The sequence below is a fragment of the Enterobacter nematophilus genome, assembly GCF_026344075.1.
In the GTDB taxonomy this organism is placed as follows: Bacteria; Pseudomonadota; Gammaproteobacteria; order Enterobacterales; family Enterobacteriaceae; genus Enterobacter; species Enterobacter nematophilus.
The window spans coordinates 411363-436790 of record NZ_JAPKNE010000003.1; the positions used below are offsets into that span (position 1 = coordinate 411363).

Here is a 25428-nt window from a genome sequence, read left to right on the forward strand (position 1 = left end):
GGATCAATTATGAAAAAGTCTTTCGCGCTGTTCACCCTGCTGGCAGCCTCATTTACCGGCTTCGCCCATGCGGATGACGCCGCCATCAAACAGTCTCTGGCCAAGCTTGGCGTCACCAGCAGCGACATCCAGCCTGCGCCGGTTGCCGGCATGAAAACGGTACTGACGAACAGCGGCGTGCTGTACGTCACCGAAGACGGCAAACACTTCATTCAGGGACCGCTGTACGACGTGAGCGGCGCGCAGCCGGTGAACGTGACCAACCAGCTGCTGATGAAAAACCTGAACGCGCTCGAAAAAGAGATGATCGTCTATAAAGCGGCGCAGGAAAAACATGTGATTACCGTCTTCACCGACATCACCTGCGGCTACTGCCACAAGCTGCATGAACAGATGAAAGACTATAACGCGCTGGGCATTACCGTGCGTTACCTGGCCTTCCCGCGCGCAGGCGTACAGAGCAAGCCAGAGCAGGACATGAAAGCGATCTGGTGTGCTAAAGACCGCAACAAAGCGTTTGATGACGCGATGAACGGTAAAGACGTTAAGCCTGCCTCCTGCGACATCGACATTGCTAACCACTACGCGCTGGGCGTGCAGTTTGGCGTGAGCGGTACGCCAGCGATTGTCCTGAGTAACGGTTACGTTGTTCCGGGCTACCAGGGACCGAAAGAGATGAAAGAGTTCCTCGACGCGCACCAGAAACAGTTTGGTGGTAAATAATTCGCGTGAAAGCCCCCATCAAATTGCGCCGCCGCGAGGCGGTTGAACACGTTGATTTGCCGGACGATCTCCCGGCGCTGCTAAAGCGCCTCTACGCCAGCCGCGGCGTGCGTCGCGCGGAGGATCTTGAGCGCAGCGTGAAAGGGATGCTGCCCTGGCAGCAGCTGAACGGTATCGAGAAAGCCACCGAAATGCTCTACAACGCGCTTCGTGAGGGAACGCGCATTGTGGTGGTTGGGGATTTCGACGCCGACGGCGCAACCAGCACCGCCCTGAGCGTGCTCAGCCTGCGCGCGCTGGGCTGCGATAACGTCACCTATCTGGTGCCGAACCGCTTTGAAGACGGCTATGGCCTCAGCCCGGAGGTGGTCGATCAGGCCCATGCCCGCGGTGCGCAGATGATCATGACCGTAGACAACGGGATCTCTTCCCATGCGGGCGTCGATCATGCTCACGCTTTGGGGATCCCGGTGCTGGTTACCGATCACCACCTGCCCGGCGATACGCTCCCCGCAGCGGAAGCGATTATTAACCCCAACCTGCGCGACTGCAATTTCCCGTCGAAATCCCTCGCCGGCGTGGGCGTGGCGTTTTATCTGATGCTGGCGTTACGGACCCTGCTGCGTGATAAGGGCTGGTTCGAATCCCGCGGCATTGCCGTACCAAACCTGGCCGAATACCTCGACCTGGTGGCGTTAGGCACCGTGGCGGACGTGGTGCCTCTTGATGCCAATAACCGTATTTTGACCTGGCAGGGCTTAAGCCGCATTCGCGCGGGCAAGTGCCGTCCCGGAATTAAGGCGCTGCTGGAGATTGCCAACCGCGATCCGCTCAAGCTGGCGGCAAGCGACCTGGGCTTTGCCCTCGGGCCACGCCTGAACGCTGCCGGAAGGCTGGACGATATGTCCGTCGGCGTGGCGCTGCTGCTGTGCGACAACATCGGCGAAGCGCGCGTGCTGGCCAACGAGTTGGACGCCCTGAACCAGACCCGTAAAGAGATTGAGCAGGGGATGCAGGCCGAAGCGCTGACCCTGTGCGAAAAACTTGAGCGCAGCGGCGATACGCTGCCGGGCGGGCTGGCGATGTACCATCCTGAGTGGCATCAGGGCGTGGTCGGCATTCTGGCGTCGCGCATTAAAGAGCGCTTCCACCGCCCGGTGATCGCGTTTGCACCCGCGGGCGACGGCACGCTGAAAGGCTCTGGCCGTTCGATTCAGGGGCTGCACATGCGCGATGCGCTGGAGCGTCTGGATACGCTGTATCCGGGGCTGATGATCAAGTTCGGCGGCCACGCGATGGCGGCAGGCCTGTCGCTGGAAGAGGCGAAGTTCGACGAATTCCAGCGCCTGTTTGGCGAGCTGGTCACCGAGTGGATTGACCCGGCGCTGCTGCAGGGCGAGGTGGTCTCTGACGGTGAGCTGTCTGTCTCTGAAATGACGATGGACGTCGCGCAGATGCTGCGCGATGCGGGGCCGTGGGGGCAGATGTTCCCGGAACCGCTGTTCGATGGGCGATTCCGCCTGCTGCAGCAGCGTATCGTCGGCGAACGTCACCTTAAAGTGATGGTCGAGCCCGTGGGCGGCGGACCGCTGCTTGACGGCATCGCCTTCAACGTTGACACCTCCATCTGGCCGGACAACGGCGTGCGTGAGGTCGAACTGGCATACAAACTGGATATCAATGAGTTTCGCGGTAACCGCACCCTTCAGATCATCATCGACAATATCTGGCCAATTTAGCGGCAGTAATCTCTATAAAAAAGGGCGTGGATTCGGTACAATCCCGCTCTTATCACCGCATTTTGACAAGTCCATAAAAGAAAACAGACCATGTTTGAAATTAATCCGGTAAAAAACCGTATTCAGGACCTCACGGAGCGCTCTGACGTTCTTAGGGGGTATCTTTGACTACGATGCCAAGAAAGAGCGTCTTGAAGAAGTAAACGCCGAGCTGGAACAGCCGGACGTCTGGAACGAACCTGAACGCGCACAGGCGCTGGGTAAAGAGCGTTCCTCTCTCGAAGCTATCGTAGATACGCTGGATCAAATGGCTCAGGGGCTGGAAGACGTTTCCGGTTTGCTGGAGCTGGCCGTCGAAGCCGACGACGAAGAAACCTTTAACGAAGCCGTGGCAGAACTCGACGTACTGGAAGAGAAGCTGGCGCAGCTGGAATTCCGTCGCATGTTCTCCGGCGAATACGACAGCGCTGACTGCTATCTCGATATTCAGGCAGGTTCTGGCGGTACCGAAGCGCAGGACTGGGCCAGCATGCTGACGCGTATGTACCTGCGCTGGGCGGAAGCGCGCGGCTTCAAAACCGAAATCATCGAAGAGTCTGAAGGTGAAGTGGCCGGTATTAAATCCGTCACTATCAAGATCATTGGCGACTACGCCTACGGCTGGCTGCGTACCGAAACCGGCGTTCACCGCCTGGTGCGTAAGAGCCCGTTTGACTCCGGCGGTCGTCGTCATACCTCCTTCAGTTCCGCGTTTGTCTACCCGGAAGTTGACGAAGATATCGATATCGAAATTAACCCGGCGGACCTGCGCATTGACGTATACCGCGCATCCGGCGCGGGTGGTCAGCACGTTAACCGTACGGAATCAGCGGTGCGTATTACCCACATTCCAACCGGGCTGGTAACACAGTGCCAGAACGACCGTTCCCAGCATAAGAACAAAGACCAGGCTATGAAGCAGATGAAAGCGAAGCTTTATGAGCTGGAGATGCAGAAGAAAAATGCTGAGAAACAGGCGATGGAAGATAACAAGTCCGACATCGGTTGGGGCAGCCAGATCCGTTCTTACGTCCTTGACGACTCCCGCATCAAAGACCTGCGTACCGGGGTAGAAACCCGCAACACGCAGGCGGTGCTGGACGGCAGCCTGGACCAATTTATCGAAGCAAGTTTGAAAGCAGGGTTATGAGGAACCAACATGTCTGAACAACAAGCACAGGGCGCTGACGCGGTAGTCGATCTTAACAACGAACTGAAAACCCGCCGCGAGAAGCTGGCAGCGCTGCGCGAGCAGGGCGTGCCGTTCCCGAACGATTTTCGTCGTGACCATACCTCAGACCAACTGCACGCTGACTTCGACGGTAAAGAGAACGAAGAGCTGGAAGCGCTGAACGTTGAAGTGGCCGTTGCAGGCCGTATGATGACCCGTCGCATCATGGGTAAAGCCTCCTTCGTGACCTTGCAGGACGTTGGCGGCCGTATTCAGCTGTACGTTTCCCGTGATGACCTGCCGGAAGGCATCTACAACGAGCAGTTCAAGAAGTGGGACCTGGGCGATATCCTGGGCGCGAAAGGTAAGCTGTTCAAAACCAAAACCGGTGAACTGTCTATCCACTGCACCGAGCTGCGTCTGCTGACCAAAGCCCTGCGCCCGCTGCCGGACAAGTTCCACGGCCTGCAGGATCAGGAAGCGCGCTACCGTCAGCGCTACCTGGATCTCATCTCTAACGATGAATCCCGTAAGACCTTCAAAATTCGCTCCCAGATCATGGCCGGTATCCGCCAGTTCATGGTGAACCGCGACTTTATGGAAGTGGAAACCCCGATGATGCAGGTGATCCCTGGCGGCGCGTCTGCGCGTCCGTTTATCACCCATCACAACGCACTGGACCTGGACATGTACCTGCGTATCGCGCCGGAACTGTACCTGAAGCGTCTGGTGGTCGGTGGTTTCGACCGCGTGTTCGAAATCAACCGTAACTTCCGTAACGAAGGTATCTCCGTTCGTCATAACCCAGAGTTCACCATGATGGAACTCTATATGGCGTACGCGGACTACAAAGATCTGATCGAGCTGACCGAATCCCTGTTCCGTACCCTGGCGCAGGACATTCTGGGCACCACGCAGGTCCCTTACGGTGAAGAAGTGTTCGACTTCGGCAAGCCGTTCGAAAAACTGACCATGCGCGAAGCGATCAAGAAATACCGTCCGGAAACCAATATGGCGGATCTGGATAACTTCGACTCTGCGAAAGCAATCGCTGAAAGCATCGGCATCAAGGTTGAGAAGAGCTGGGGTCTGGGCCGTATCGTGACCGAGATCTTCGAAGAAGTTGCGGAAGCGCACCTGATTCAGCCGACCTTCATCACCGAATACCCGGCTGAAGTCTCTCCGCTGGCGCGTCGTAATGACGAGAACCCGGAAATCACTGACCGTTTCGAGTTCTTCATCGGCGGCCGTGAAATCGGCAACGGCTTTAGCGAGCTGAATGATGCGGAAGACCAGGCGCAACGCTTCCAGGATCAGGTTGACGCGAAAGCGGCAGGCGACGACGAAGCGATGTTCTTCGACGAAGACTACGTGACCGCGCTGGAGCACGGCCTGCCACCAACTGCAGGTCTGGGTATTGGTATCGACCGTATGGTGATGCTGTTCACCAACAGCCACACCATCCGTGACGTGATCCTGTTCCCGGCGATGCGCCCGGTGAAATAAGGCGCTACGTTGCTAAAAAAGCCCCGCAAGGGGCTTTTTTATTGCGCTGCGAACGCTCTCAACGCCTCTCGTGCGGCCGTTGCTTCCAGCACCATCCACGGGCTAAAGCTCCAGGGCGCGGCGTCCAGCGCGCGGAATAACGACTCCAGCCTGACCCACTCGAATTCCATTACTTCATCGTGATTAATACGCAGTTCGCTGGTGACGCGTGCCGCGAAGACCGGGCAAATTTCATTTTCCACGATGCCGGAAGGATCGGTTTCACGGTAGCGAAACTCCGAGGCGACTGGCGTAATCGCGGCGATCTCAGCGCCAACCTCATAGCGGCAGCGGCGGATAATCGCCTCTTCCGTCTTTTCACCGGATTGCGGGTGTCCGCAGACGGAGTTCGTCCAGACGCCCGGCCAGGCTTTTTTGCTTAACGCGCGTCGTGTTACCAGACATTCGCCTTCGGCGTTAAAGAGCCAGGATGAGAAAGCCAGATGCAGCGGGGTTTGGGTGGTGTGCGCAGCGTATTTTTCCTGAGTGCCAATCACCATTCCCTGGTCATTTACCAAAATAACGTGTTCTTGAATACTCATTCATGCTCCAGTGCCAACGATGCGGATGGTTCTGCACCATCAGCAGAGAGCATTATACGGCATTCTTATACGAACGGTTTGTCTCCAGGAGCGGAAAAGGGCTGACCCATAACTCTCCGGGCTGCTATCATAGAGCGCCATTCACGCTGACCGAGGATCTGTTTTGTTTGCAGGAAGCCTGACGAGAAACCCCATTATCGCCATCTTTTGCCTGACGCTGACGCTATTCCTGGCAGGCTGCTCAGGAAGCAAATCGTCGGATATGGGTAGCTATTCCGGTTCGGTCTATACCGTTAAGCGCGGGGATACGCTGTACCGGATTTCGCGCGCAACGGGGACCAGCGTGAAGGATCTGGCGCGCCTGAATAACATCTCTCCGCCGTACACCATCGAAGTGGGACAAAAGTTGAAGGTGAACGGCAGTTCGTCCTCGGGCAAAAAATCCTCATCGAAAGGCAAAACCGCCAAAGTGACGCCGTCCTATCAGGTACCGCAATCGTCATGGCCGCCGGTTGGACAGCGCTGCTGGATTTGGCCTGCCAGCGGTAAAGTTGTCGCCCCTTACTCACTCTCTGAGGGTGGTAACAAGGGTATTGATATCGCCGCTGCGCGCGGTACGCCGGTTTATGCCTCCGGGGCAGGGAAGGTGGTTTACGTCGGTAACCAGCTGCGCGGCTACGGTAACCTGATCATGATTAAGCACGGTGAAGACTACATTACCGCCTACGCGCATAACGACACGATGCTGGTCAACAACGGGCAGAACGTAAAAGCCGGGCAGAAGATTGCCACTATGGGGAGCACGGGCACGGACTCGGTGAAGCTGCACTTCCAGATTCGCTATAAGGCGACGGCCATCGATCCGCAGCGTTATCTTCCTGCGCCCGGCAGCAAACTGAAGTGCTAAGTGATTATTTAATCGCCACTTAGTGGTGAAGAGGCTTGTATGAAGAGGCGTAAGGTCTATAATGCCTTACGCACCTCAAAGCGGGCGTAGTTCAATGGTAGAACGAGAGCTTCCCAAGCTCTATACGAGGGTTCGATTCCCTTCGCCCGCTCCAGATCTCTCCCCATGTAGAGAAGCCTTAAAAGTCTGCTCTATCAGAAGTTCAAATAGTTATCTCTCTTAGTCGCCTGTGTGTTCTACCGTTGTGTGTTTTCTGAAATTAACAGAAAATTTTTGATAGCACTCTTAGCATCACTTTGTGTAATACAGTTTGGATAACAAGAAACCTCACGGCAACGATATACGCATGACAAAGGAGGTTGTGCCTGTGCCGGCACTTACGCCTTTGCCAAATATTCTGGTAGTAATAGTGCCGTTGCTGGCATAAGCAGGCGTATGGTTATTACAAACTCCCTCCAGCTTGACGCGATATTTTGCAATATCAGTTCCGCTGGCGTTTTTTACATCCTGATATTCATTGGATGTTTTGCAATCGTCAGAATAGTTTTGGTCAAGTATTTCTACTTTGGGTCTTTCATTCTGCGGGCATGACCATGTCACCGCCGCTGTTGCCTGGTCTTCTCTACTGCCTGCAACGTAGGTTGTGAGTGATACGTTAGAGGCCGTTGTAGTAAACGTGCAGGGTTCTCGCTGAAATTCGGCTAAACAACCTGAGACCCAGCCACCCTCCGTTGTACGGAAATAGTGGCACCATTTCGTTCTTCTGCTGCCCGTGTTATTGAGTTGAAGAATAACAGGTCCGTCGATTAAGGCTTCATTAGTCCATCCAGGAAAAATCTTAACCTGTCCTGTGCAGCTCATTCTAGGCCACGTCGCCGAAGTTCCCGTTCTGGTACATGATGCAAGGATTTTTTCATCTCCTGTCTCTTCCTCAACGAATTTATGAATAACCCAGGTTTGACCTTCAGGTATGCTTGAAGGATAAAACTTATTAGCCATGCTATTGGGAACTGGAACTGAAACCTGTCCAGGATTGCCGTAATTAAAAGGTACATTATTGGTCATGACGATGCCGGGGCTTAATGTAACAAGATTATTTATTGTCGCAGTTTGCCCATCAAAGCTCAGTAATATAAAGAGTATTAAGGCAAGATTATTTTTCTTTAAGGCTCTATTTTGCATGACTTCACCATTTATTTTATAGGTTGTTATTATGCGAAGTGTGAGGGGTTAATAAATAAGAGCGCTCTCAAAACAAACATGGCTGAATTAAACCTAATTTGAGAGTGCTCTTGTAGTGGAAAGAATGTTGCAAGTTTAAATTTATCTCACGGATGTTAGCCTCAATAACGTCCGAGCCAGATATCAACATCAATACCTTAGGGATAAAAAATGAAATTAACACGTTTAGCACTGGCTGCGGCAATTGCTGCATCAAGTCTCTCGGCTGCACAGGCTTCTACCGGTACCGTAAACTTCTCTGGTTCAATTGTTACGGCTTCTTGCTCCATTGCCTCTGGCGAAGGTGGTGATGCCAGCAATATTGATATGGGCCAGATTGGTAACGCTATTCTTGAAACTAATGGCAACACGGGTGAAACCGCGCCTAAACCTTTCACCATTAAGCTGGAAGGCTGTTCTCCGGGCGCTGGTGCCAATACCGTGAGCGCTAAGTTTACGGGTGATGCCGCTTCCGCTGACCCGAAAAGCTTTGCTTTGAACGGTTCGGCGTCTGGTGCGCATCTGGTGTTGACTGAAAAAGACGGCACTAAAATCGGACTGGGTGAAGAATCCGTTGCTCAGCGCTTTGGTAGAGGTGATATGACACTGGAATTTGCAGCAAAGCTAAAAGGTGACGGTAGCACCACGGGGGCTGATCCAGAGTTGATTCCCATTGTGCCGGGGGCATTCACCGTGCCGGTGACATTTGCACTGAGCTACAACTAATGATGCGTCTCCTTCTGCTGAGCAGAAGGGGACTGTTAAACTGAAAAATATATTGCGCAAAACATAATGAATAATCACAAACCCAGCGCAGCATTTTTATTAGGTGTTTTATCATTATTTATACAACGCACTGCTCAGGCTGATTTTTTAAAGCATGGCCATGTCAGCCTGCAGGGAGAAATCTTAAGTTCTCCCTGCCTGATCAATTTTTCGGATAATGCTAAAACGTCGAGTGATAAATATATTGCCCCAGAAGACGTTAACAATATAAGGCGTTCATTATCGCTGGCAATTGATTGGAAAGGGTGTAACAACCCGACGCTGTCGCACCATCATGCGGACATTGGTTTTGAAATTTTACCTGCTGAAGCTATGACTGCACAGGAAACAAGCCTGAACTTTCCGGACGTTAGTATTCGTGATGCAGCAGGTAATGAAATAATGAGCGGGAATGGTTATCAACCTGTTCGGCATTCATTTGACACCAGAGCATTAAAATATACTTTCCATTTCAGGGGAGACAGCAGGCTTTTGATGGATGGTTTTTACCGCCCGGCGGTCAGGTTCAGAGTGGATTATAACTGAGGTATCCCATGCGTATTTTTCGTCGTTCAGCGATGAATATTTACTGCCGTAAGGCGCTTGCGGCTGTGCTGGCTGGCTCAATAAGTTCGGTCCATGCAGAGGAGATCCAGTTCAATACCGATATTCTGGACGTGAAAGATCGCGAGAATTATGACTTGAGTCAGTTTTCCCGTAAGGGCTATATTCTACCGGGTATATATAGCCTCGCCATACAGCTTAATGAACAGAAATTACCAGAACAAAATATAGATTTTATTGTGCCAGACGACGATCCCAACGGCAGTGAGGCTTGTTTAACTAAGGATATAATAAAGCAATTGGGATTAAAGAAGAGTGCATTACGCGATTTAACCTGGTGGCACGACGGTCAATGTTTGTCGACAGCCAGTTTGCCCGGCATGGAAATCCGTACCGATCTCTCCAGCGCGACATTATATGTCAGCGTGCCGCAGGCTTATCTGGAATATAGCCATCCGGACTGGGATCCCCCCGTACGCTGGGAAAACGGTATTTCAGGCGCGCTATTTGATTACAACGTCAATGTGCAGACACAAAAACAGAAAAGCGCCGGTGCCTCGCATTATCTGTCAGCGAATGGGACCGCAGGCGTCAATGCCGGCGCATGGCGTTTGCGCGGCGACTGGCAAGCGCGTCATGAGAAAACCCCACACCAGACCGGGACTGAGCAACCCTGGCAGTGGAGTCGTATTTATGCCTATCGCACGCTGGGTGAGATGGGGGCGAGACTGACAATAGGCGAGAACTATCTCAACTCCGCCATGTTTGACAGTTTTCGCTACACCGGCGTGAATGTGGCAACGGATGACACCATGCTGCCACCCAACCTGCGCGGCTATGCGCCAGAGGTCACGGGGGTGGCACGCACCAACGCGCGCGTAGTGATTTCGCAACAAGGGCGCTTAATTAAAGAAGTACAGGTTGCCGCTGGCCCCTTTCGCATTCAGGACCTGAGCAGCGCGGTAAACGGGACGTTAGACGTGCTGATTGAAGAGCAGGATGGCAACGAGCAGCGCCTGCAGGTTGATACGGCGACTATTCCCTATCTGACGCGACCTGGGCTGGTGCGTTACAAAGTGACGGTGGGGCAGCCCTCTGACTGGGAACACCGTTTAAACGGTTCACTCTTTGCCGGCGGTGAATTTGCATGGGGCGTCAGCAACGGCTGGTCGCTATATGGCGGACTGCTGGGCGACAGTCAATATCAGGCGCTGTCGCTGGGCGTAGGCCGTGACTTAATGATGTTTGGTGCCCTTTCTGGCGATATCACAGAGTCACGAATGCGCCTTGCCGATCGGGCGTTGCTGCGTGGGCGTTCGTACCGTCTGAGCTACTCGAAACGCTTTGACAGCACGAACAGCCAGATAACGTTTGCGGGCTATCGCTTCTCGGAACAGGACTTTGCCAACATGAATGATTATCTGGCGGCGCGTCTTCAGGGCGAGTGGTCTCGTTATGGTCGTAATAAAGAGATGTATACGCTCAGTTTCAACCAGTATATCGAGCCGCTGGGATTGACGGCCAATCTCAATTACAACCACCAGACCTACTGGGATCGCCCGGAAAGCGACAGCTATACGCTGACGATGTCGCGAGGTTTTGATTTTTGGCGTTTCCGTAACGTGAATCTCTCGCTGACGGGATTCCGAAATAAATACAGGAATGATAACGATGAAGGCATGTATTTAACGCTCTCAATGCCGCTGGGCGAGCGGTCGCGTCTCAGCTATAACGGCGCGTATTCCCGACGTGAGCAGCGCAACAACGTGAGTTATTACGATCGTCCCGGCGATAACCAAAGCTATCAAATTGGTTTTGGTAAATCGCAGCTGCGAAACGAAGTCAACGGCTTTTATGGTTATAACGGCTCGATTGCGGATGTAACGGCGACCGGCAGCTGGGTTGAAGGTCAGTATGAGTCGTACGGCGTGTCAGTGCAGGGGGGCGCGACCGTCACACCCCAGGGCGCAGCCCTGCACCGCATTAGCTCGTCGGGAGGGACGCGTATGCTAATTGATACGCACGGCGTGTCGGGTATCCCCATCGCTGATTCAGGACGCAGTACCTATACCAACTATTTTGGTAAGGCAGTGGTGGGCAGCATGAACGACTATTCACGCAGCAGCGTCAGTATTGATGTGGCAAAACTGCCCGATCACGCGGAAGCCCTGCGCAGTGTGTCACAGGCCACTTTGACCGAAGGCGCAATCGGTTATCGCAGCTTTGAAGTTGTGTCAGGGGATAAAGCCATGGCGTTTATTCGCCTTGCTGATGGCAGCGTGCCACCGTTTGGCGCCACGGTGCTGAACAGCAAGCAGCAAGAAACGGGAATTGTAAGTGATGATGGACACGCTTACTTAAGCGGCATCCAGGCGGGGGGGATGATGTCGGTACGCTGGGGCGGCGCCGTGAAGTGCGTTATTACCCTTCCTGCTGTGCTGCCTGCGGATATGAGCTCTGAGCTGTTACTGCCTTGCGAACGCAAGCCGGAACCAAATTAATAGTCTGTTGGCGTTATGCTAACAATGTTGTGGAATGAACAAGCATGAAAAAACGTTTTATAGCCAGCGTGTTAACCGGCACGTTACTGGCGACACTTGCTCCTGTAGTGAATGCTGCGGTTGCACTCGATCGTACCCGCGTGGTTTATCCGGGTAATGAAAAATCGATTAGCCTCAGCATCAGTAATCAAAACCCGAAATCGCCTTATCTGGCGCAGGCGTGGCTCGAATCGGAGGAGGGGACCAAGCTCACCGGTAACGCGCCACTGATGGTGCTGCCGCCGGTTCAGCGCGTTGAGCCTAATGGTAAAGGGCAGGTCAAAGTTCAGGCAATGCCCGGTGCCGCAAAGCTGCCGCAGGATCGTGAAACGCTTTTTTATTTTAACCTGCGCGAAATTCCGCCAAAAGCAGATAAAGGCAACGTGCTGCAAATTGCCTTGCAAACGCGCATCAAACTTTTCTATCGCCCGACGGCGTTAGCCGCCGCGGCAGCTAATCAAAGCAATGCGCCATGGCAGGAAAAACTTACGATGAGCAAAACCGGTGATAGCTATCAACTCAACAACCCAACGCCGTATTACATCACCATTATTGGTGCCAGCAAGAAAAAAGGGGGAGAAAGCGTTAAAGGTTTCCAGGCCGTGATGATTGCACCAAACGGTAGCGAAAAGCTCAGCGTTCCGGCATCAAGTTTGGGGGCAACACCGGTGCTAACGTATATCAATGACTACGGTGCACAGCCGGAACTGGTTTATCAATGTTCGGGTTCAAGCTGCAAAGTGGATAAAAGCGCCAGTAAATAAGCGCTGCCAGCAAATCGGGATTTCTTATGAAGATGAATATGATGTCATCAGCATTGCTGATAACACTCTGCTGTGGCGTATCGGCACAGGCTGCAGACATAGATAAAAACGAAGTCACCATTAATATTACCGGCAAGCTTTTTTATCCACCTCCCTGCGTTGTCAGCAGTGAAAATATTACGGTTCCGCTTGGCGATATGACGACCTCTAAAGTTGATGGCACTGAATATATCAAAGAGATTGGGGTGACCATTACCTGTACAGCAGCGAAAAAGGACTCGCTTAAACTTTCGTTTGCGGGCGATGCTGCAACGGGAACGGGTGTGCCGGCAGGGTTGCTGAAAACAAGCTATGACCGACTGGGCATTCGATTTAAAACGGGAGCAATTACGCCCGTCGATTTGAATATTAATACCGATTTCAACTTTACAAAGACAACCGTTCCAAAACTGTGGCTCGTCCCGGTAAAAATTGGTACCGCAGAACTGGAACCGCGCGATATTACCGCGACGGCGACATTAAAAATTCAGCATAACTAACGCAGGAGGCAGGAGGCGTAATGTTACGTAAAAAATCAAAGCTTACCTTGCGCCAACTGGCTTTTATCTCTTTTATTGTCGGGCTGAATTTACCTGTTTCAACGGCACAGTCTTCAGAAGTTGAAGTGACTTTTTCGGGTACTTTATTCTATCCACCGCCTTGCACGATAAGCAGCGTGGTTAATGTTGAACTGGGAGACGTTATTTTTGATTCAACGAGTGCATCATTTATAAACTTACCCGTTTCATTTAACTGCGCTTCTGCCGGAAAAAACCAGCTTACCTACGCCATCAGAGGTGAGGCAATGGGAGGCGATCAGCAGTATGTTATTAAAACATCCATTGAGAATCTTGGCGTGACTTTTCTTGATGAAAGTAATACGGATGAGGACGATAATGGACGGGTTAACATCAGAAAAACTTACAACTTTGATAAGGATAGTGTTCCAACAATACAAGTTGGCGCTTTCCACTTCAAAGCTGTGCCAGTTGATCGGAAACCGATTCCCGGAGCATTTACTGCAATTGCTACTCTCGAGATTGGCTATCAGTAATAGCGTTAGAACAGAATTCCAAATAGAGTAAATGTGATTGATGAGAATATTATCCAGTATCTGGCTATTGGCGATAGCCTCTGCTACTTCACAGGCAAACAGCAATGATCTGGTACTCAATATCACCGGAGAACTGGCCTATCCAGTCCCGTGTAAGTTCAGTAGTGATACGATCGAGGTCGATTTTGGCGACAATTTACATCACAATGCGGTTGACGGCGTCAGATATGAACAAGTGCTGGAAACCCTTGATTGCAGTGCCGCTGCGGTAAATGCCTTAAAATTACGTTTTGTTGGAGAAGGGGCAGAATTCGATAGCGAGGTACTTAACACCACGCATGGTGATTTAGCCATTGAAATTCGTCAGAGCGGGAACAAGCTGGCAAATGGTGAATGGCTTAATTTCACCGCTACACCACCTAAACTTTCGGCGGTACCCATAGTAAGGCCAGGACGCGTTTTAACCCCCGGTCAGTTTACCGCTACGGCCACGCTGGAAGTGGATTATCAGTAATGTATTCAAATAAACCAGACAATATAAAATGCCCGATGATTGCATTTTGAGAATATTCAGGTGAGAAGATGAGTAGCACAATTATTCAAAATAAAAAGCAGCGCTTTAGCCTCTTCGTCGCCTTGTTGAGTTTCAGTTCTATGGTGATAGCATCGGATGCGAACGAGGTTGAAGTCAGCATTACAGGTAAACTGCATTATCCGCCACCATGTAATGTTTCATCAGAGCTTGATGTTACGTTCGACGATATGCTGACTACGAATGCTAATACCCAGCGCAAAGATATACCTTTAGCGTTAAATTGTGCTGGCGCAAAAAAAGATCAACTTGCTTATCGCGTCACGGGACGCGGAATGGGCGGCAATGTCTGGCAGTGGTTTGAAACCGGCATAAGTGGTTTAGGCATAGGAATTTATAATCAGGATGATACTGAACTTAGAATTGGATCATGGTATTCGTTTAACAAGGACGATGTGCCTACTTTTTATGCCAGGACGAGACACTATTCCACTGCAGTGATAGAACCGGGTAATTTCTCTGCCACTATAACGCTTGAAATTAAACATGAATAAAACCCTTCTAAACGACTTCGCGATGATAAAAAAAACGGCTGCCGTCTGCATACTTACTTTCTTATCGCTAAAAGCTGTTAATGCTGATGACCTTACGATCACGGTCAATTTTACGGTGTTAGAGACGCCTTGCACGGTCAATTCAGGAAATCCAATTTCAGTGAGTTTTGGCGATGAGATACTGACAACGTCCATTGTGGGAGATTTACAAAAAAAGGATATTGCCATGACATTCAATTGTGCGGCAAATAATTACACCGGGAAAATAACAATTGTTCCCGGCGCGATTTCTACTTTTGATGAGAATGCTATCGCGACGAACATAGCGGGGTTAGCCATAAAAGTGAATCTTGATGATAACCGGGTAAGGATGAACGAGGCGCACGTCGTCGAACTCAATACAGCGCCTAAATACGAAGCGGTATTGCTAAAAGACACCTCAGTGGCCTTACAGCCTGGCAAGTTTACTGCCAGTGCGACATTTCGTCTGACAGTTGATTAAGGAAGAATATGCAAATTCGACTTCTTACCCTCATAGTGTGTGCGTTCTTTTTACCCGCATATGCTGAGCAGGATACCAATAGTGTGGCGATGACCTTATCTGGTAAGGTTTTTTATCCCCCGCCATGTGTAGTCACGAGCAACACGATTGAGGTTTCATTTGGAAGAATATTCACCGACGAGATCAGCCCTTCAACGGTAGGCAGTGATAAAAATACAAAAAAAATAGCCTTAGGCTTAGATTGTCAGGGAGCAAAAAAAGATCAGCTTAAGATTATGGTCAGCGGTGATGCCGCAGAGCAAGACAGTAATGTACTGAAATCGGCACAAGACGGTTTTGGGTTTCGCTTCGATGATGCTTCAGCACAAAGCATCATGCCGGTTAACCAATGGTACTCATTCGACAAAAATAGCGTTCCTGACTTAACCGTTACGCCGGTACGATGGGTAAATCAGAACAACCTGAAGCCTCTGACCATTAATACCAATGCCACGGTGCATATTATGCACGACTAAGTGCTGAGCTATTCGGCTCACGCATCTCTTCCTGCGTTAATAACTGAGCAATTGCTCACCGCCCAGTTCGCCAGCCAACTGCGATTGCTCCGCTGAAGTGATGCCGTCAATTTGTATAAATTTCCCTTCTCGCTGATGCATTTTAAGCTCGGCTTGTGCATCGCTTGAGGCCATGAGTGTCGCCATATCATAGCGCACGCCATCACAGAGCATTTTCAGACGTAAATAGTGACCGCAACGTCCTTGCGTACTCATAACAAAACGCAGACCCTGCTGTTTTAGCTCGCGAATATTGGTAAGGACCTGTTCTGTCAGCGTATCGCTGTTACCGCTGTCAATGTTCAGTACCAGCTGCATCGGTTGCTGTGAGAAGGAGAGCGTCCGGAACAGCAGCTCGGGTAAGCTGGCATGGGAAAGCCAGGCAAGGCTGACTGTTAGAGACAGCGGTGCAATCGCGTGTATTTGCTGTTGCACCATCTCCTGCAGCAGGCGAAAGCTTGCAAGCATCTCCAGCCCGCTTTCGTTGAGGCGTAGAAATGAGATTGTGGCATCGTGAGGCTCAGGTTCACACGCCAGGACCTGGTTTGAATCAGCCGTGCGCCAGTAGCGAATGCGCGCAATCAGCGGAGCCGGGTTGAGTAAGCGTCGCAGCAGTTCAGCAGACTGCTGCTGCTGCTTCAGGCGCGGTTTTAAGGCATGCATGATCCAGCTACGCTGCACCTCAGATAACATCGCGGGCTGAAGATGAATGGCGCTTTGCTGCGTAATACTGGAGAGCTGCTGACAGACCAGAATGACGTTGCCTCCTGCCTGTCGTGGCGCTGCTGTCATTGCGTAGCGCAGGTTTTTCAGGTTCTTCATCAGCAATTCGACGCTGGCGGCATCGGGCAGATCGTCGATACACGCAATTCCCCCCGCCACGTTATTGTTGCGCCATGCATTGAGCGCTGACTGGCAGCAGGCGCAGCAGGAGGTATAGCTCAGCTTCGACTGGCGGATCAGAAGCAGCGATAATTTTTTATTGTCACTACAGGCGGAGAAGGAATGCTCAATGTTCATCACGCTCTCGCTCAGGGATCCGGTAAAAAGGGAATATCAACGTCAAATACCAGCGTCGCAGAGCCTTTCCAGGTCGAGCCCAGGTGCGATGCCATTTTAAGACTTTCGACTTCATTAACGGTAAAATGCACCTGGCCAGCGACATTGTTAAGATAGTTATCCGGCTCAATGATCACGCCCGGCGTGGCTGGTGTGGTAATAGGTATAGCCACTCGGGTTACGGATTCCCCTGTGTCACGTTCGTGCACTCCTGGCATTGAGAAGTTGATATCAAGGGCTACGGTTTCATCCCCTCCTTCACGTTTAAGGGCACAGCTCTTCAGCTGCTCATGCGAGCAATATGCCGTAATGCTGACAGGTGAGGATGCCGTCATCAGGATCTGTCCCGTACCTTCCAGGCGAAACTGCGGCTTACTGCTATTACTCCATGAACGCCATCCTCCTGGCGGGATTAATTCAATACTGTTAGAACCCTGAATGCTGGCCTTAAAATCATGCTTGATTTCAGCATTGATATAAACCTGCAGGAAAGTATCGTTATAGGTTCCTTCCCCAAGATCAATATCCTTGTCTTTTCCCACTGTATACTGGAATCCGCCGCTGTAATTGCCGTTAGGTAACGTTAATGGGCTGGCGATACTTCTTAATTCATAGCCAATCGAGACTTCATCGATATTCACATTATCTAGATCAAGCGATGATACCGGCGCACGGTGACATGTTGAAGAAGCCCTGTCTGGATGAAGCCATGCGAAACGGTATGAGGAACCGTCACTAAGCGCCCATCCTTGTGTCCCGGTGCACCCACCACCGGGAAGTGCACCAGCGCCGTTCAATTTATTTAAAAGTCCTTTATCGCGGTGGTAAAATCGTTGACCTAATAAGGTAATGCGAAACTGCAAAATGATGGTCTTGCCCGTTTCAGCATCAGTAAGAGTAACGTATTGCCAGTTAGATTTTACTTTCTGAAATGTTTGTTCCCGCAAAACACCACCGGTACCTCTTAATATTTTATTTTCGACCTCAATCCCCGTGTCGATTGAAAACGTGCCCTCAGGGCAGGTTTTTGCACGATCCCCAACGCAAAACCCTGTTGATGGGGTGATATTTGTAAAATCTACCACATCAGGGTTTGCGGCGGACGGTTTGAATTCTGCATTGACAGTAATTTCCGCAGCATAGCCTGACGGCAGAAAGATAAGTGTAAGAGATACACAGGATAACAATATAAAGATGTATTTCATTTTACCTCTCGCTGAACAACATCAATGTGTAACGTCAAAAATCATCTGCACATGATGTCTCAAATCGTCTTAATTTAGATACAAGAGCACTCTCAAACCAAAAAAAAACAAACAAAATAAAACGTGTTTTTAGTGAGAATGAAAATTAAAGAAAAGCAAAATTATTGTATCTCATTGATTTTAATTGTTTATTTTTCGGTATTGAGAAATTCGAGAGTGCTCTCATATTTCTTAGAGGCAGTAAAACAAGATACTTCGCTTCGTTAATTAAGTGCTGCCAGACAAGGATGACGGTTTAGTGGCGGTGCTGATGAAAAGAGGACTCCATTGTGAAAAAACTGTTATTGACAGCATTAATGGCAGTGAGCTTTACGGCAACTGCTATACCGCAGATCTCTGTTGGTCAGATGTATGAATTTATAGAAAGCGATAAGAGCACGCTTCTGAAAAGAATCATGAATAACGGCGAAAATACCGCCTTTATTAAAACAGAAGTCAGTGAAATTACCTGGGGCGCCAATGGGCAAAAAAATGAAAAACGCTTCGATGCCAGTGCAATATCAAATACCAATGTCGATGGCCTGATCGTGACGCCAGCCAGGATGATTGTGCCTGCAAAAAACATGCAGCCGGCGCGTTTTATCGTTACGGGCAACAGGGATAAAGAACGTTATTACCGTGTGCGATTTATCCCGGTTATGCCTAAGGATCAGTATGAGTTTGGACAAACTAAAAAAGATTTTGACGATTACAGTAAAAAACTGAATGCGGGCGTCAATGTCCTCGCCGGCTTTGGCACCATAGCGGTAGTGCGGCCAAAAAATTCAATATTTAACACCACCATTCAGAGTGAAGGAAGTAGCATCACTATTCGTAATAACGGTAATAGCACCGTAGTGCTGGACAATATTAAACAGTGCGCCGGAAATAGTTGTTCGGAAAGCGCATCCATTATTCTCTTGCCCGGAAAGCAGCATCAACTCCGGAAAGAAATGAAAAAAATCTGGCAATTTACCTTGCTGGAAGGACGTAAGAAAACGCCGAAAACATTCGGATGACCATTAATTTAACATGAGATATTTAAATGAAATATTCAAATAAAACTATTTTCGCTGCACTGCTCGCCACCAGCTCCGCCGCGATCGCAGATGACCAAACGGAACTGCAGTTTCAGCTAGAGGCTAACATTCCTGCTCAACAATATTTTGTTGAGTTTCAGGATCCCGCCTTTGGTACCACGACACAAACAATGGCATGGGACAACGTAAACGAAAAGCTGGAGGATGTGAGCACCACCCTGCTGGCCAAAAATAACGTTGGCAAAATTACCGCGCATCTGGATTCCGCTGCCCTCTTATCAGATGGCAACCAGACGATCCCGCTGACGGTTTCAATTAACAACCTTGCTCTGCCGGTGGGAGCAACAAACGCGGTTGAAATTATCAACGCCACCACAAATACGACGCAGTCACTGCCGTTAAACGTTACACCAACCGGCACGCCAACTTATGTGCCGGGTGACTATAACGGTGCAGTCAAAATGATGTTTGATTTTGAATTGCCTTAATCCGTTACCTTCCTGACACATTAAAGGACGCGCAGGCGTCCTTTTTTAGCGGACAAACTCATGACGTTATCTTCAAAAACTCGCCTCGCAGCGGTTATCGCATTTACGCTGATGTCTCTGCAGGCCGCGGCGTTGCCAATGGAAGACTTGATTTCTCAGACAGAAAATCTGCCTGAAGATTTTAGCTCTCATTTCTTTAATGCCCCTTTGATGACACGTATTGAACTCGATGGTCAATACCTGGGTGACGCCATGATTTTGTTATCGAAGGAGAAAACGGTACAGCTCATTAACTTCATCCAGTCAAACGAGAGTCAGTTTCCACCAGCCACACGCAGCCGCTGGGCGCAGGCGCTGAGTAAGCCAGTTTCTCTGGGAAGCTGTGATAAGCAGTGCCCGCAGGGGTTAGTCAGTCTTTACTATAACCTTGTAAATACCACGCTATCGATTGCCACAACGGAGGCTCTCGCGGTACAAGGCGAGCAACGCCATGTTGCGCTGCCGGAAGGTGGCAGCAGCGGGCTGATTTTGCGTAATCAGCTGAATTTAATCGGTGGTGAACAGCAGCCGTGGTCGGGTTCACAGAACCTGAACCTGGAAAGCAGCCTCGGTAACTGGACGGGGATTGCCGCGGGTCAGCTGAGCCGGAGCGATATCGAAAACAGCCAAACGGAAGCACGTGTGAGCTCATTGTTTGTTCAGCGGGAATACCCGGATCGTGTCTTACGAGCGGGTCTGTTCCAGCCGGATAGCCAGGGTATTTTGCGCCAGCCGAACATGCCGGGTGGCAGCAGCGTACAAACGGTGGCGGGGGCCATGCTGGCATCATCCGACACGCTGTTGATCCAAACCGGGCAGTCCAGCCTTTACCCGGTCATGGTTACGGCGAATCGGGACTCTGTCGCTGAAATTTTTCGCGACGGCGTTCTGATTAATAGTCAGCCGGTTGCACCAGGATTACAGCAGCTCGACACCACCGTTCTGCCTGGCGGCATTTATGATGTAGAAGTGCGCATTGTTGAAGCGGGTAAAGAGATTAGTCGCAGCACTGAAACTATTTATAAGCCGTCGAACTGGCGCAATCCAAATAAGCGCTGGCAATACTCAGCGTATGCCGGCATGGAGCAGCAGCTCGGCAATAGCCGCTATAAAAATAATGAAGGCGAGCCCGCTCTTGGGGCCAGCGTCAATTATATGGCGCACCCAAAAGTGGTCCTGGGCGCCGCTGCACAACATGCTGCAGAGGGCAAGCAATATGGCGTATCTGCGGATGTGCAGGCCGCGGAAAATATTCAATTATACGGCAGCGCAGGAAGCAGCGATCGTTGGGGATCGCGCTACGACACGCAATTAAACTGGAGGCTGGGCCAGCAAACAAGCCTGATGTTTAACCACAATCAGAGCTGGTATCAGGAAAGTAACAGCCGTAATTCACCTGGTCGTCAGCAAAATAGCAGCGCAACAATCAATCAGCGGCTCGGCAATGGCGATTCACTTTCGCTGCGCGGCACGCATTACAGTCGCGAGAATGGCGTCGGTGTGGATGCGACCTGGCGTATGCGCATGAAAATAAAAGATACGCCGGTCACGTTAAGTCTGAACGCCTACGACCGTCCCTACATGCAAGGTGCTCAGAAGCGTAATCGTGGCGCCAGCCTTAACCTCTCATTGGCATTGGGCGGCGAAAACCGGAGCGTCAGCGCCAGTTTAGGGAGTCGTAACGACAACAAAGGCGGGCGCGATCTGTTTGCGTCGGCCAGCGTCAGCCAGAGTTTTGAAGAGAGCGTGTTTAAAGACGTGAGCGCAGGCGTCACCGGCGATAAGTTCGGCGTCAGCACCAATCTTTACACCCGATTTGAAGGTCTCTACGCCAGCGGCACCGCGTACGCCAATCATTCTTCGCAAGGACAGGCTTTCAGCGGCGGCCTTAACATGAACAATACCCTGGCCGTGGGGGGAGGGAAGGTTTCCGTGAGCCATAGCCCGGATGCGTATGGTAATAAAACCGGCATTATCGTTGATGTGGAGAGTGACGATCCTTATGTGCGCCTGAAAACGCGGGACAGCCAGGGAGGTAGCAGTACGCTGCGAGCCGGACGTAACTTTATTCCGACCACGGCATATAAACCGGGCCAGCTGCAAATTGATTTCGACGGTCGCGATGCGCCGCCGCTGAAAATTTGGCCCGCGGAACTGCCTTATCACCTGAATAAAGGTGGCGTCGCGCACAGCAAAGTACGCGTGATGAAAACGCTAACGTTAATTGGTCGCGTACTGGATCACAACGGGACGCCGCTCTCCGGCGCGAAACTGGTTAATCATGCCGGTCAGGGTATCACAGAGAATGACGGCTTTTTCATCATGGATATGCACGAACACACGCCTGAAGTGGTCGTTCATGCTCGCGACATAGAGCTCTGCACGGTTAAATTCGACCTCAAGGATTATAAACGTGAGAACGATACGCTAATGATTGGCGATTTTAGCTGCAAACGTAATACAAAAAGCTGATATGCATTTAATCCCCGGGCCAGTAACGTGACCTGGGGATTAAAATTCATTAATAAAAGGAACCAGTCACCATGGGTAATAATCCCCTCAATCGTACCCGAATCGTCATTATTGATGACCAGGCGATCACCCTTCATGGCATGTACGCACTACTGAAGAAGCCGAATGACTTCCAGGTCGTTGGCCGCTATGTTCATAGCAGTGACTTATTGGCAGAGCTGGCAAGCTTAGACGCAGACGTTCTGGTGATGGATTTTGCCCTCGCACCCGACGATATGGATGGCATCAGCCTGCTGCGTTTACTCCAGACGCAGTATCCGACGCTGGCAATCCTTGTCATTTCTGCCATTTACAACAGCGCTACCGTGCTGCTGGCTTTGCATGCAGGCGCCAAAGGATTTATCAGTAAAAGCATGCATACGGAGGAGTTAGCCCGTGCAGTCGGCAATGTCGCGAGCGGACAAATTCATCTTATGCCTGAGATGGCGCTGGAATTGACCCAGCTGTTCAATACCGAGCTCACGCAACACCTGCCGCCTTTTGGTAACAGTGCTAAACAGCCGTCGCTGGACTTTTCACTTTTGTCACCGCGAGAGCAGGAGGTGATTCAATGCTTCATCGACGGTATGAGCGTTTCAGAAATCGCCGATAAGTTTAAACGCAGCATAAAAACCATCAGTGGTCAGAAGCAGACGGCAATGCGCAAACTGGGTTTCAGTTCGGATCGGAGCTTTTTGCAACATCATAACGCGCTAAATGGCTCCAGTGTGCCCTTGCCATAAGTCGCTACAATAAACAGAAAAACTGTTCATTAGCGTTGCCTTTTGCAGGCTGTTGCTGGCCTTAAATAAACGCAAATCCGGCAATTCTTTTACTCGCTCTACTTTACTTGCTTAAAATTCTATACAGTAGGGGATGACGTCCAGGTCTGTGAAGGATAGCGAATGCTACGTTGGTGGTTCCTGATTGTGCTGGTAGCGGTATCCTTACCGTGCATGGCGAAACAGCAATTTTCATCCCAGCAGCAAGCCTGGATCGATGCCCATCCGCGCGTGTTCTACACCGTCAAAAACCTCTGGCCTCAGGAATCCGTGCGTGACGGTAAGCATACCGGGCTAAGCCGGGAAGTGCTGGATGAAGTCACGCGGCGCACCGGCATCACCTTTATCTATGTTCCTCCCGGGCAAACCGGCGAGCAAAAGCCAATGATGGACAGCGCTGTTACTGCCAATTTACTGAGCGATGAACAGCGTAAGCGGTGGCTTCTGACCTTTCCATGGATTAATACCATGCCCATTATCGTGTCCACAAAAGATCAGGTTCAGGTGCGCACGCTCAGCCAGATGCAGGGCAAAAGGATAGCCGTCGCGGCTGACGGTCAATACGCACAGTGGATCCGGCAGCACTATCCTGGCATACGGCTAAGCGTCAAACCCAATGTGGTTAGCGCATTAAAATCTGTTCAGTCGGGTGAGAACGTGGCCGCTATTGCTTCAGGTTTGGTGGTGTTGCCCATTTTGCAGCGCCACTATATCAATCATCTCGGCATCGTAGCGCAGATTCCGGAAATGGTCAGCGGCGTGAATATGGGCATTGACCCTGCTTATCCTGAACTGCGGGACATTCTCAACAGCGTCATGGCGAATATCACCGCGCGTGATGCTGAACGTTTATTTGCGCATTGGGTCAGCGTGGTGGATATCGGAACGCCGACTTTGCTTTTTGTGTTATGGCAATATCGGTACCCGTTGATAGTGATTGGTGTCCTGATCGTGCTGTTACTTATTGCCATGCGGTTCGCCTGGGTTTCACGACGTCGTGCTATCCGAAGCGAGCAGTACAAAAGCCAGTTCCTCGCCGTAATGAGTCATGAAGTGCGTACGCCGATGAATGCCATTATTGCTTCGCTGGAGTTGTTACAGCAAAGCAGTGGCGATAAGCGTCAGAAGTATGCCGACCTCGCCTATGCATCTTCGCAGGAACTAATGGAACTGCTGAACAGCGTACTCGACCATGAGAAAATCAACCAGAATCGTCTGGCGCTTGCCCTTGAGCCTGTTGATCCTGGCGCGCTTCTGGAGGCCGTTATCGACAGCCAGCGGCCTGCCGCCGAGCGTAAAGGATTATCGCTAATCTTTGAGGATGTCCGTAGCGAACCGTTCCAATGGATCCTTTCCGATCCGCATCGTCTGCGGCAGGTAGTCAATAATATCATTTCTAATGCCATCAAATTTACTCACAGCGGCAGCGTAAAGTTGCGAGTCAGTGATGAAGAACAGCAGCTCCGTATTTGCGTCGAGGATAGTGGAACAGGCGTTCCGCCAGCGCTGCAGAAAAAGTTGATGCAGGCGTGGCAACAGGGAGAGCCTCAGGCGGGTGGCAGCGGTCTTGGCTTATACATCAGCCGCTCCCTGGTGACACAGATGCAGGGTACGATTCAGTTAGAAAGCGCTCCAGGAAAAGGCACAACGGTAACAATAACCCTGCCACTGCAGACAGTTTCAGCCGTTGAGGGGGGCAGTAGCTCTCATTTGCAGGCATTACCCGATTTCGCCGGAAAGTGTGCAGTGCTTGTGGTGGAAGATCATTTTGCGAACAGACAATTACTGGCTGAGCAGCTTACTCTTTTAGCTTGCCATTACGAGCTGGCTGAAGACGGAGAAAGTGCACTTGCGCTGTTAGAGGAAGAGAATTATTACGATGTCATTCTGCTGGATTGCGGGCTTCCGGGAATGGACGGATATGCCGTGTCGCGAAAAGTCAGGCTGTTAGAACAGCAGCAGCAGCGTGACCCATCAATCATTATCGCCATTTCTGCTCTGCAGTCTGCCAACCATCTCGCCCGCTGCCGTGAAAGCGGGATGGATGCGGTACTGACAAAACCGATCCGGTTAGGTGAACTCGCCGCTCAGTTACAAAAGTGGTTTCAGCCAGCTGATATAAGAGCGGTGAGAGATGAAATACCCCTCCAGCTCTCGGAAGATGTCTGGCAGTCATTGCAGGAGGATGTGCAGGATTTTTATGCGGCAAGCGAGCGGCAGCAAAGCCGTCATATGATACACCATATTCATCGTATAAAAGGCGTGGCGCTGATGTACCAGCTGCACGCTCTGGCGGAATATGCTGAATCAATTGAAAAAAGTTTGCGAGCCGAATTGCCCCCTGAGCAGTGGCGTCCTGAACAGTGGCGTCAGCAATTATGGGCGCTTTGTACGCCCCTAAATCCTGTTAAAGACTAATGATTTAAGAGTGCTCTCGTAGTTAGGGGGAGAACATTTTCTGTTCAATTGCTACTCATTTACACGAACATCCGTGGTAGCAAAGTGAGAAA

The 25428-nt window shown here is 50.9% G+C and carries 24 protein-coding genes and 1 tRNA gene; 21 read left to right on the plus strand and 4 right to left on the minus strand.

Translation table 11 applies throughout. The annotated features are described in order from the left end of the window. Positions 1–9 precede the first annotated feature (9 nt). The 4 genes from dsbC to lysS all read left to right on the plus strand — a co-directional run bounded on the left by dsbC (position 10) and on the right by lysS (position 5178). Positions 10–723 carry a bifunctional protein-disulfide isomerase/oxidoreductase DsbC gene (gene dsbC / locus OSH03_RS11655; protein ID WP_049136419.1) on the plus strand — a complete coding sequence of 238 codons (714 nt, stop codon included), beginning with the start codon at positions 10–12 and terminating at the stop codon, positions 721–723. Positions 724–728: 5 nt separating this feature from the next. After that, positions 729–2462, plus strand: a complete 1734-nt coding sequence (recJ, locus tag OSH03_RS11660) for a single-stranded-DNA-specific exonuclease RecJ (protein WP_266179111.1) — start codon at positions 729–731, stop codon at positions 2460–2462. 90 nt (positions 2463–2552) lie between these two features. Then, a protein-coding gene (gene prfB, locus OSH03_RS11665; protein ID WP_096059326.1) for a peptide chain release factor 2 occupies positions 2553–3651 on the plus strand; the annotation gives its coding sequence in 2 pieces (ribosomal slippage) (positions 2553–2627 and positions 2629–3651; 1098 coding nt in all). 9 nt (positions 3652–3660) lie between these two features. Then, positions 3661–5178, plus strand: a complete 1518-nt coding sequence (gene lysS, locus OSH03_RS11670) for a lysine--tRNA ligase (RefSeq protein ID WP_061097156.1) — start codon at positions 3661–3663, stop codon at positions 5176–5178. 38 nt (positions 5179–5216) lie between these two features. On the opposite strand, the gene idi is transcribed toward lysS, so the two are convergent. After that, on the minus strand, positions 5217–5759 hold the full coding sequence (idi, locus tag OSH03_RS11675) for an isopentenyl-diphosphate Delta-isomerase (protein WP_151412612.1): 543 nt from the start codon (positions 5757–5759) through the stop codon (positions 5217–5219). Between the two features lie 163 nt (positions 5760–5922). Between idi and actS the strand changes: the two genes are divergently transcribed. Further along, complete coding sequence (gene actS / locus OSH03_RS11680; protein ID WP_266179112.1) at positions 5923–6666, plus strand: amidase activator ActS; 744 nt, start codon at positions 5923–5925, stop codon at positions 6664–6666. Between the two features lie 80 nt (positions 6667–6746). Continuing rightward, positions 6747–6820: transfer RNA gene (locus OSH03_RS11685), tRNA-Gly, on the plus strand. A 173-nt stretch (positions 6821–6993) separates the two neighbouring features. On the opposite strand, the gene OSH03_RS11690 is transcribed toward OSH03_RS11685, so the two are convergent. Continuing rightward, positions 6994–7848, minus strand: a complete 855-nt coding sequence (locus tag OSH03_RS11690) for a hypothetical protein (protein WP_266179113.1) — start codon at positions 7846–7848, stop codon at positions 6994–6996. A 210-nt stretch (positions 7849–8058) separates the two neighbouring features. Here OSH03_RS11690 and OSH03_RS11695 point away from each other — a divergent pair, with 210 nt between their 5' ends. The 10 genes from OSH03_RS11695 (at position 8059) to OSH03_RS11740 (ending at position 15716) form a co-directional block, all read left to right on the plus strand. Then, positions 8059–8613: a fimbrial protein gene (locus OSH03_RS11695; protein ID WP_253543250.1), complete on the plus strand. Its 555-nt coding sequence runs from the start codon at positions 8059–8061 to the stop codon at positions 8611–8613. 66 nt (positions 8614–8679) lie between these two features. Continuing rightward, on the plus strand, positions 8680–9198 hold the full coding sequence (locus OSH03_RS11700) for a hypothetical protein (RefSeq protein WP_266179114.1): 519 nt from the start codon (positions 8680–8682) through the stop codon (positions 9196–9198). A gap of 32 nt (positions 9199–9230) precedes the next feature. Beyond that, entirely contained in the window at positions 9231–11717 is a 2487-nt protein-coding gene (locus tag OSH03_RS11705) for an outer membrane usher protein (RefSeq protein ID WP_266179216.1), read from the plus strand. 44 nt (positions 11718–11761) lie between these two features. Continuing rightward, positions 11762–12520 (plus strand): fimbria/pilus periplasmic chaperone, encoded by a 759-nt coding sequence (locus tag OSH03_RS11710; RefSeq protein WP_266179115.1) that lies wholly within the window; start codon positions 11762–11764, stop codon positions 12518–12520. A gap of 26 nt (positions 12521–12546) precedes the next feature. Continuing rightward, positions 12547–13059 (plus strand): fimbrial protein, encoded by a 513-nt coding sequence (locus OSH03_RS11715; RefSeq protein ID WP_266179116.1) that lies wholly within the window; start codon positions 12547–12549, stop codon positions 13057–13059. Positions 13060–13079: 20 nt separating this feature from the next. Beyond that, entirely contained in the window at positions 13080–13613 is a 534-nt protein-coding gene (locus tag OSH03_RS11720) for a fimbrial protein (protein ID WP_266179117.1), read from the plus strand. A gap of 40 nt (positions 13614–13653) precedes the next feature. Next, positions 13654–14127, plus strand: coding sequence for a fimbrial protein (locus OSH03_RS11725; protein WP_061097164.1), 474 nt, complete (start codon positions 13654–13656; stop codon positions 14125–14127). A gap of 68 nt (positions 14128–14195) precedes the next feature. Next, positions 14196–14699 (plus strand): fimbrial protein, encoded by a 504-nt coding sequence (locus tag OSH03_RS11730; RefSeq protein ID WP_253543244.1) that lies wholly within the window; start codon positions 14196–14198, stop codon positions 14697–14699. Then, positions 14692–15201: a fimbrial protein gene (locus tag OSH03_RS11735; protein ID WP_266179118.1), complete on the plus strand. Its 510-nt coding sequence runs from the start codon at positions 14692–14694 to the stop codon at positions 15199–15201. Before OSH03_RS11730 ends, OSH03_RS11735 begins: the two co-directional genes overlap by 8 nt. Positions 15202–15209: 8 nt before the next feature. Continuing rightward, positions 15210–15716, plus strand: coding sequence for a fimbrial protein (locus OSH03_RS11740; protein ID WP_266179119.1), 507 nt, complete (start codon positions 15210–15212; stop codon positions 15714–15716). 36 nt (positions 15717–15752) lie between these two features. Here the strand turns inward: OSH03_RS11740 and OSH03_RS11745 are convergent, their stop codons facing one another. Further along, positions 15753–16775 carry a hypothetical protein gene (locus OSH03_RS11745; RefSeq protein WP_266179120.1) on the minus strand — a complete coding sequence of 341 codons (1023 nt, stop codon included), beginning with the start codon at positions 16773–16775 and terminating at the stop codon, positions 15753–15755. 11 nt (positions 16776–16786) lie between these two features. Continuing rightward, on the minus strand, positions 16787–18019 hold the full coding sequence (locus tag OSH03_RS11750; RefSeq protein WP_266179121.1) for a hypothetical protein: 1233 nt from the start codon (positions 18017–18019) through the stop codon (positions 16787–16789). Between the two features lie 329 nt (positions 18020–18348). Here OSH03_RS11750 and OSH03_RS11755 point away from each other — a divergent pair, with 329 nt between their 5' ends. The 5 genes from OSH03_RS11755 to OSH03_RS11775 all read left to right on the plus strand — a co-directional run bounded on the left by OSH03_RS11755 (position 18349) and on the right by OSH03_RS11775 (position 25336). Further along, positions 18349–19077, plus strand: coding sequence for a fimbrial biogenesis chaperone (locus OSH03_RS11755; RefSeq protein WP_266179122.1), 729 nt, complete (start codon positions 18349–18351; stop codon positions 19075–19077). A gap of 26 nt (positions 19078–19103) precedes the next feature. Then, entirely contained in the window at positions 19104–19586 is a 483-nt protein-coding gene (locus OSH03_RS11760; RefSeq protein WP_266179123.1) for a CS1 type fimbrial major subunit, read from the plus strand. A 210-nt stretch (positions 19587–19796) separates the two neighbouring features. Next, positions 19797–22097 carry a CS1-pili formation C-terminal domain-containing protein gene (locus tag OSH03_RS11765; RefSeq protein WP_266179124.1) on the plus strand — a complete coding sequence of 767 codons (2301 nt, stop codon included), beginning with the start codon at positions 19797–19799 and terminating at the stop codon, positions 22095–22097. Positions 22098–22168: 71 nt separating this feature from the next. Continuing rightward, complete coding sequence (locus OSH03_RS11770; protein WP_266179125.1) at positions 22169–22879, plus strand: response regulator; 711 nt, start codon at positions 22169–22171, stop codon at positions 22877–22879. Positions 22880–23041: 162 nt separating this feature from the next. Then, positions 23042–25336 carry an ATP-binding protein gene (locus OSH03_RS11775; protein WP_266179126.1) on the plus strand — a complete coding sequence of 765 codons (2295 nt, stop codon included), beginning with the start codon at positions 23042–23044 and terminating at the stop codon, positions 25334–25336. Positions 25337–25428: the final 92 nt, after the last annotated feature.

Bases quoted from the DNA above. Each gene is read 5' to 3' on its own strand.
- OSH03_RS11695 (WP_253543250.1), top strand. From the start codon at position 8,059: ATGAAATTAACACGTTTAGCACTGGCTGCGGCAATTGCTGCATCAAGT.
- OSH03_RS11770 (WP_266179125.1), top strand. From the start codon at position 22,169: ATGGGTAATAATCCCCTCAATCGTACCCGAATCGTCATTATTGATGAC.
- OSH03_RS11765 (WP_266179124.1), top strand. From the start codon at position 19,797: ATGACACGTATTGAACTCGATGGTCAATACCTGGGTGACGCCATGATT.
- OSH03_RS11715 (WP_266179116.1), top strand. From the start codon at position 12,547: ATGAAGATGAATATGATGTCATCAGCATTGCTGATAACACTCTGCTGT.
- OSH03_RS11690 (WP_266179113.1), bottom strand. From the start codon at position 7,848: ATGCAAAATAGAGCCTTAAAGAAAAATAATCTTGCCTTAATACTCTTT.
- OSH03_RS11740 (WP_266179119.1), top strand. From the start codon at position 15,210: ATGCAAATTCGACTTCTTACCCTCATAGTGTGTGCGTTCTTTTTACCC.
- OSH03_RS11760 (WP_266179123.1), top strand. From the start codon at position 19,104: ATGAAATATTCAAATAAAACTATTTTCGCTGCACTGCTCGCCACCAGC.
- OSH03_RS11730 (WP_253543244.1), top strand. From the start codon at position 14,196: ATGAGTAGCACAATTATTCAAAATAAAAAGCAGCGCTTTAGCCTCTTC.
- OSH03_RS11705 (WP_266179216.1), top strand. From the start codon at position 9,231: ATGAATATTTACTGCCGTAAGGCGCTTGCGGCTGTGCTGGCTGGCTCA.
- OSH03_RS11745 (WP_266179120.1), bottom strand. From the start codon at position 16,775: ATGAACATTGAGCATTCCTTCTCCGCCTGTAGTGACAATAAAAAATTA.
- idi (WP_151412612.1), bottom strand. From the start codon at position 5,759: ATGAGTATTCAAGAACACGTTATTTTGGTAAATGACCAGGGAATGGTG.
- OSH03_RS11735 (WP_266179118.1), top strand. From the start codon at position 14,692: ATGAATAAAACCCTTCTAAACGACTTCGCGATGATAAAAAAAACGGCT.
- OSH03_RS11750 (WP_266179121.1), bottom strand. From the start codon at position 18,019: ATGAAATACATCTTTATATTGTTATCCTGTGTATCTCTTACACTTATC.
- OSH03_RS11720 (WP_266179117.1), top strand. From the start codon at position 13,080: ATGTTACGTAAAAAATCAAAGCTTACCTTGCGCCAACTGGCTTTTATC.
- lysS (WP_061097156.1), top strand. From the start codon at position 3,661: ATGTCTGAACAACAAGCACAGGGCGCTGACGCGGTAGTCGATCTTAAC.
- OSH03_RS11700 (WP_266179114.1), top strand. From the start codon at position 8,680: ATGAATAATCACAAACCCAGCGCAGCATTTTTATTAGGTGTTTTATCA.
- OSH03_RS11775 (WP_266179126.1), top strand. From the start codon at position 23,042: ATGCTACGTTGGTGGTTCCTGATTGTGCTGGTAGCGGTATCCTTACCG.
- OSH03_RS11710 (WP_266179115.1), top strand. From the start codon at position 11,762: ATGAAAAAACGTTTTATAGCCAGCGTGTTAACCGGCACGTTACTGGCG.
- dsbC (WP_049136419.1), top strand. From the start codon at position 10: ATGAAAAAGTCTTTCGCGCTGTTCACCCTGCTGGCAGCCTCATTTACC.
- OSH03_RS11725 (WP_061097164.1), top strand. From the start codon at position 13,654: ATGAGAATATTATCCAGTATCTGGCTATTGGCGATAGCCTCTGCTACT.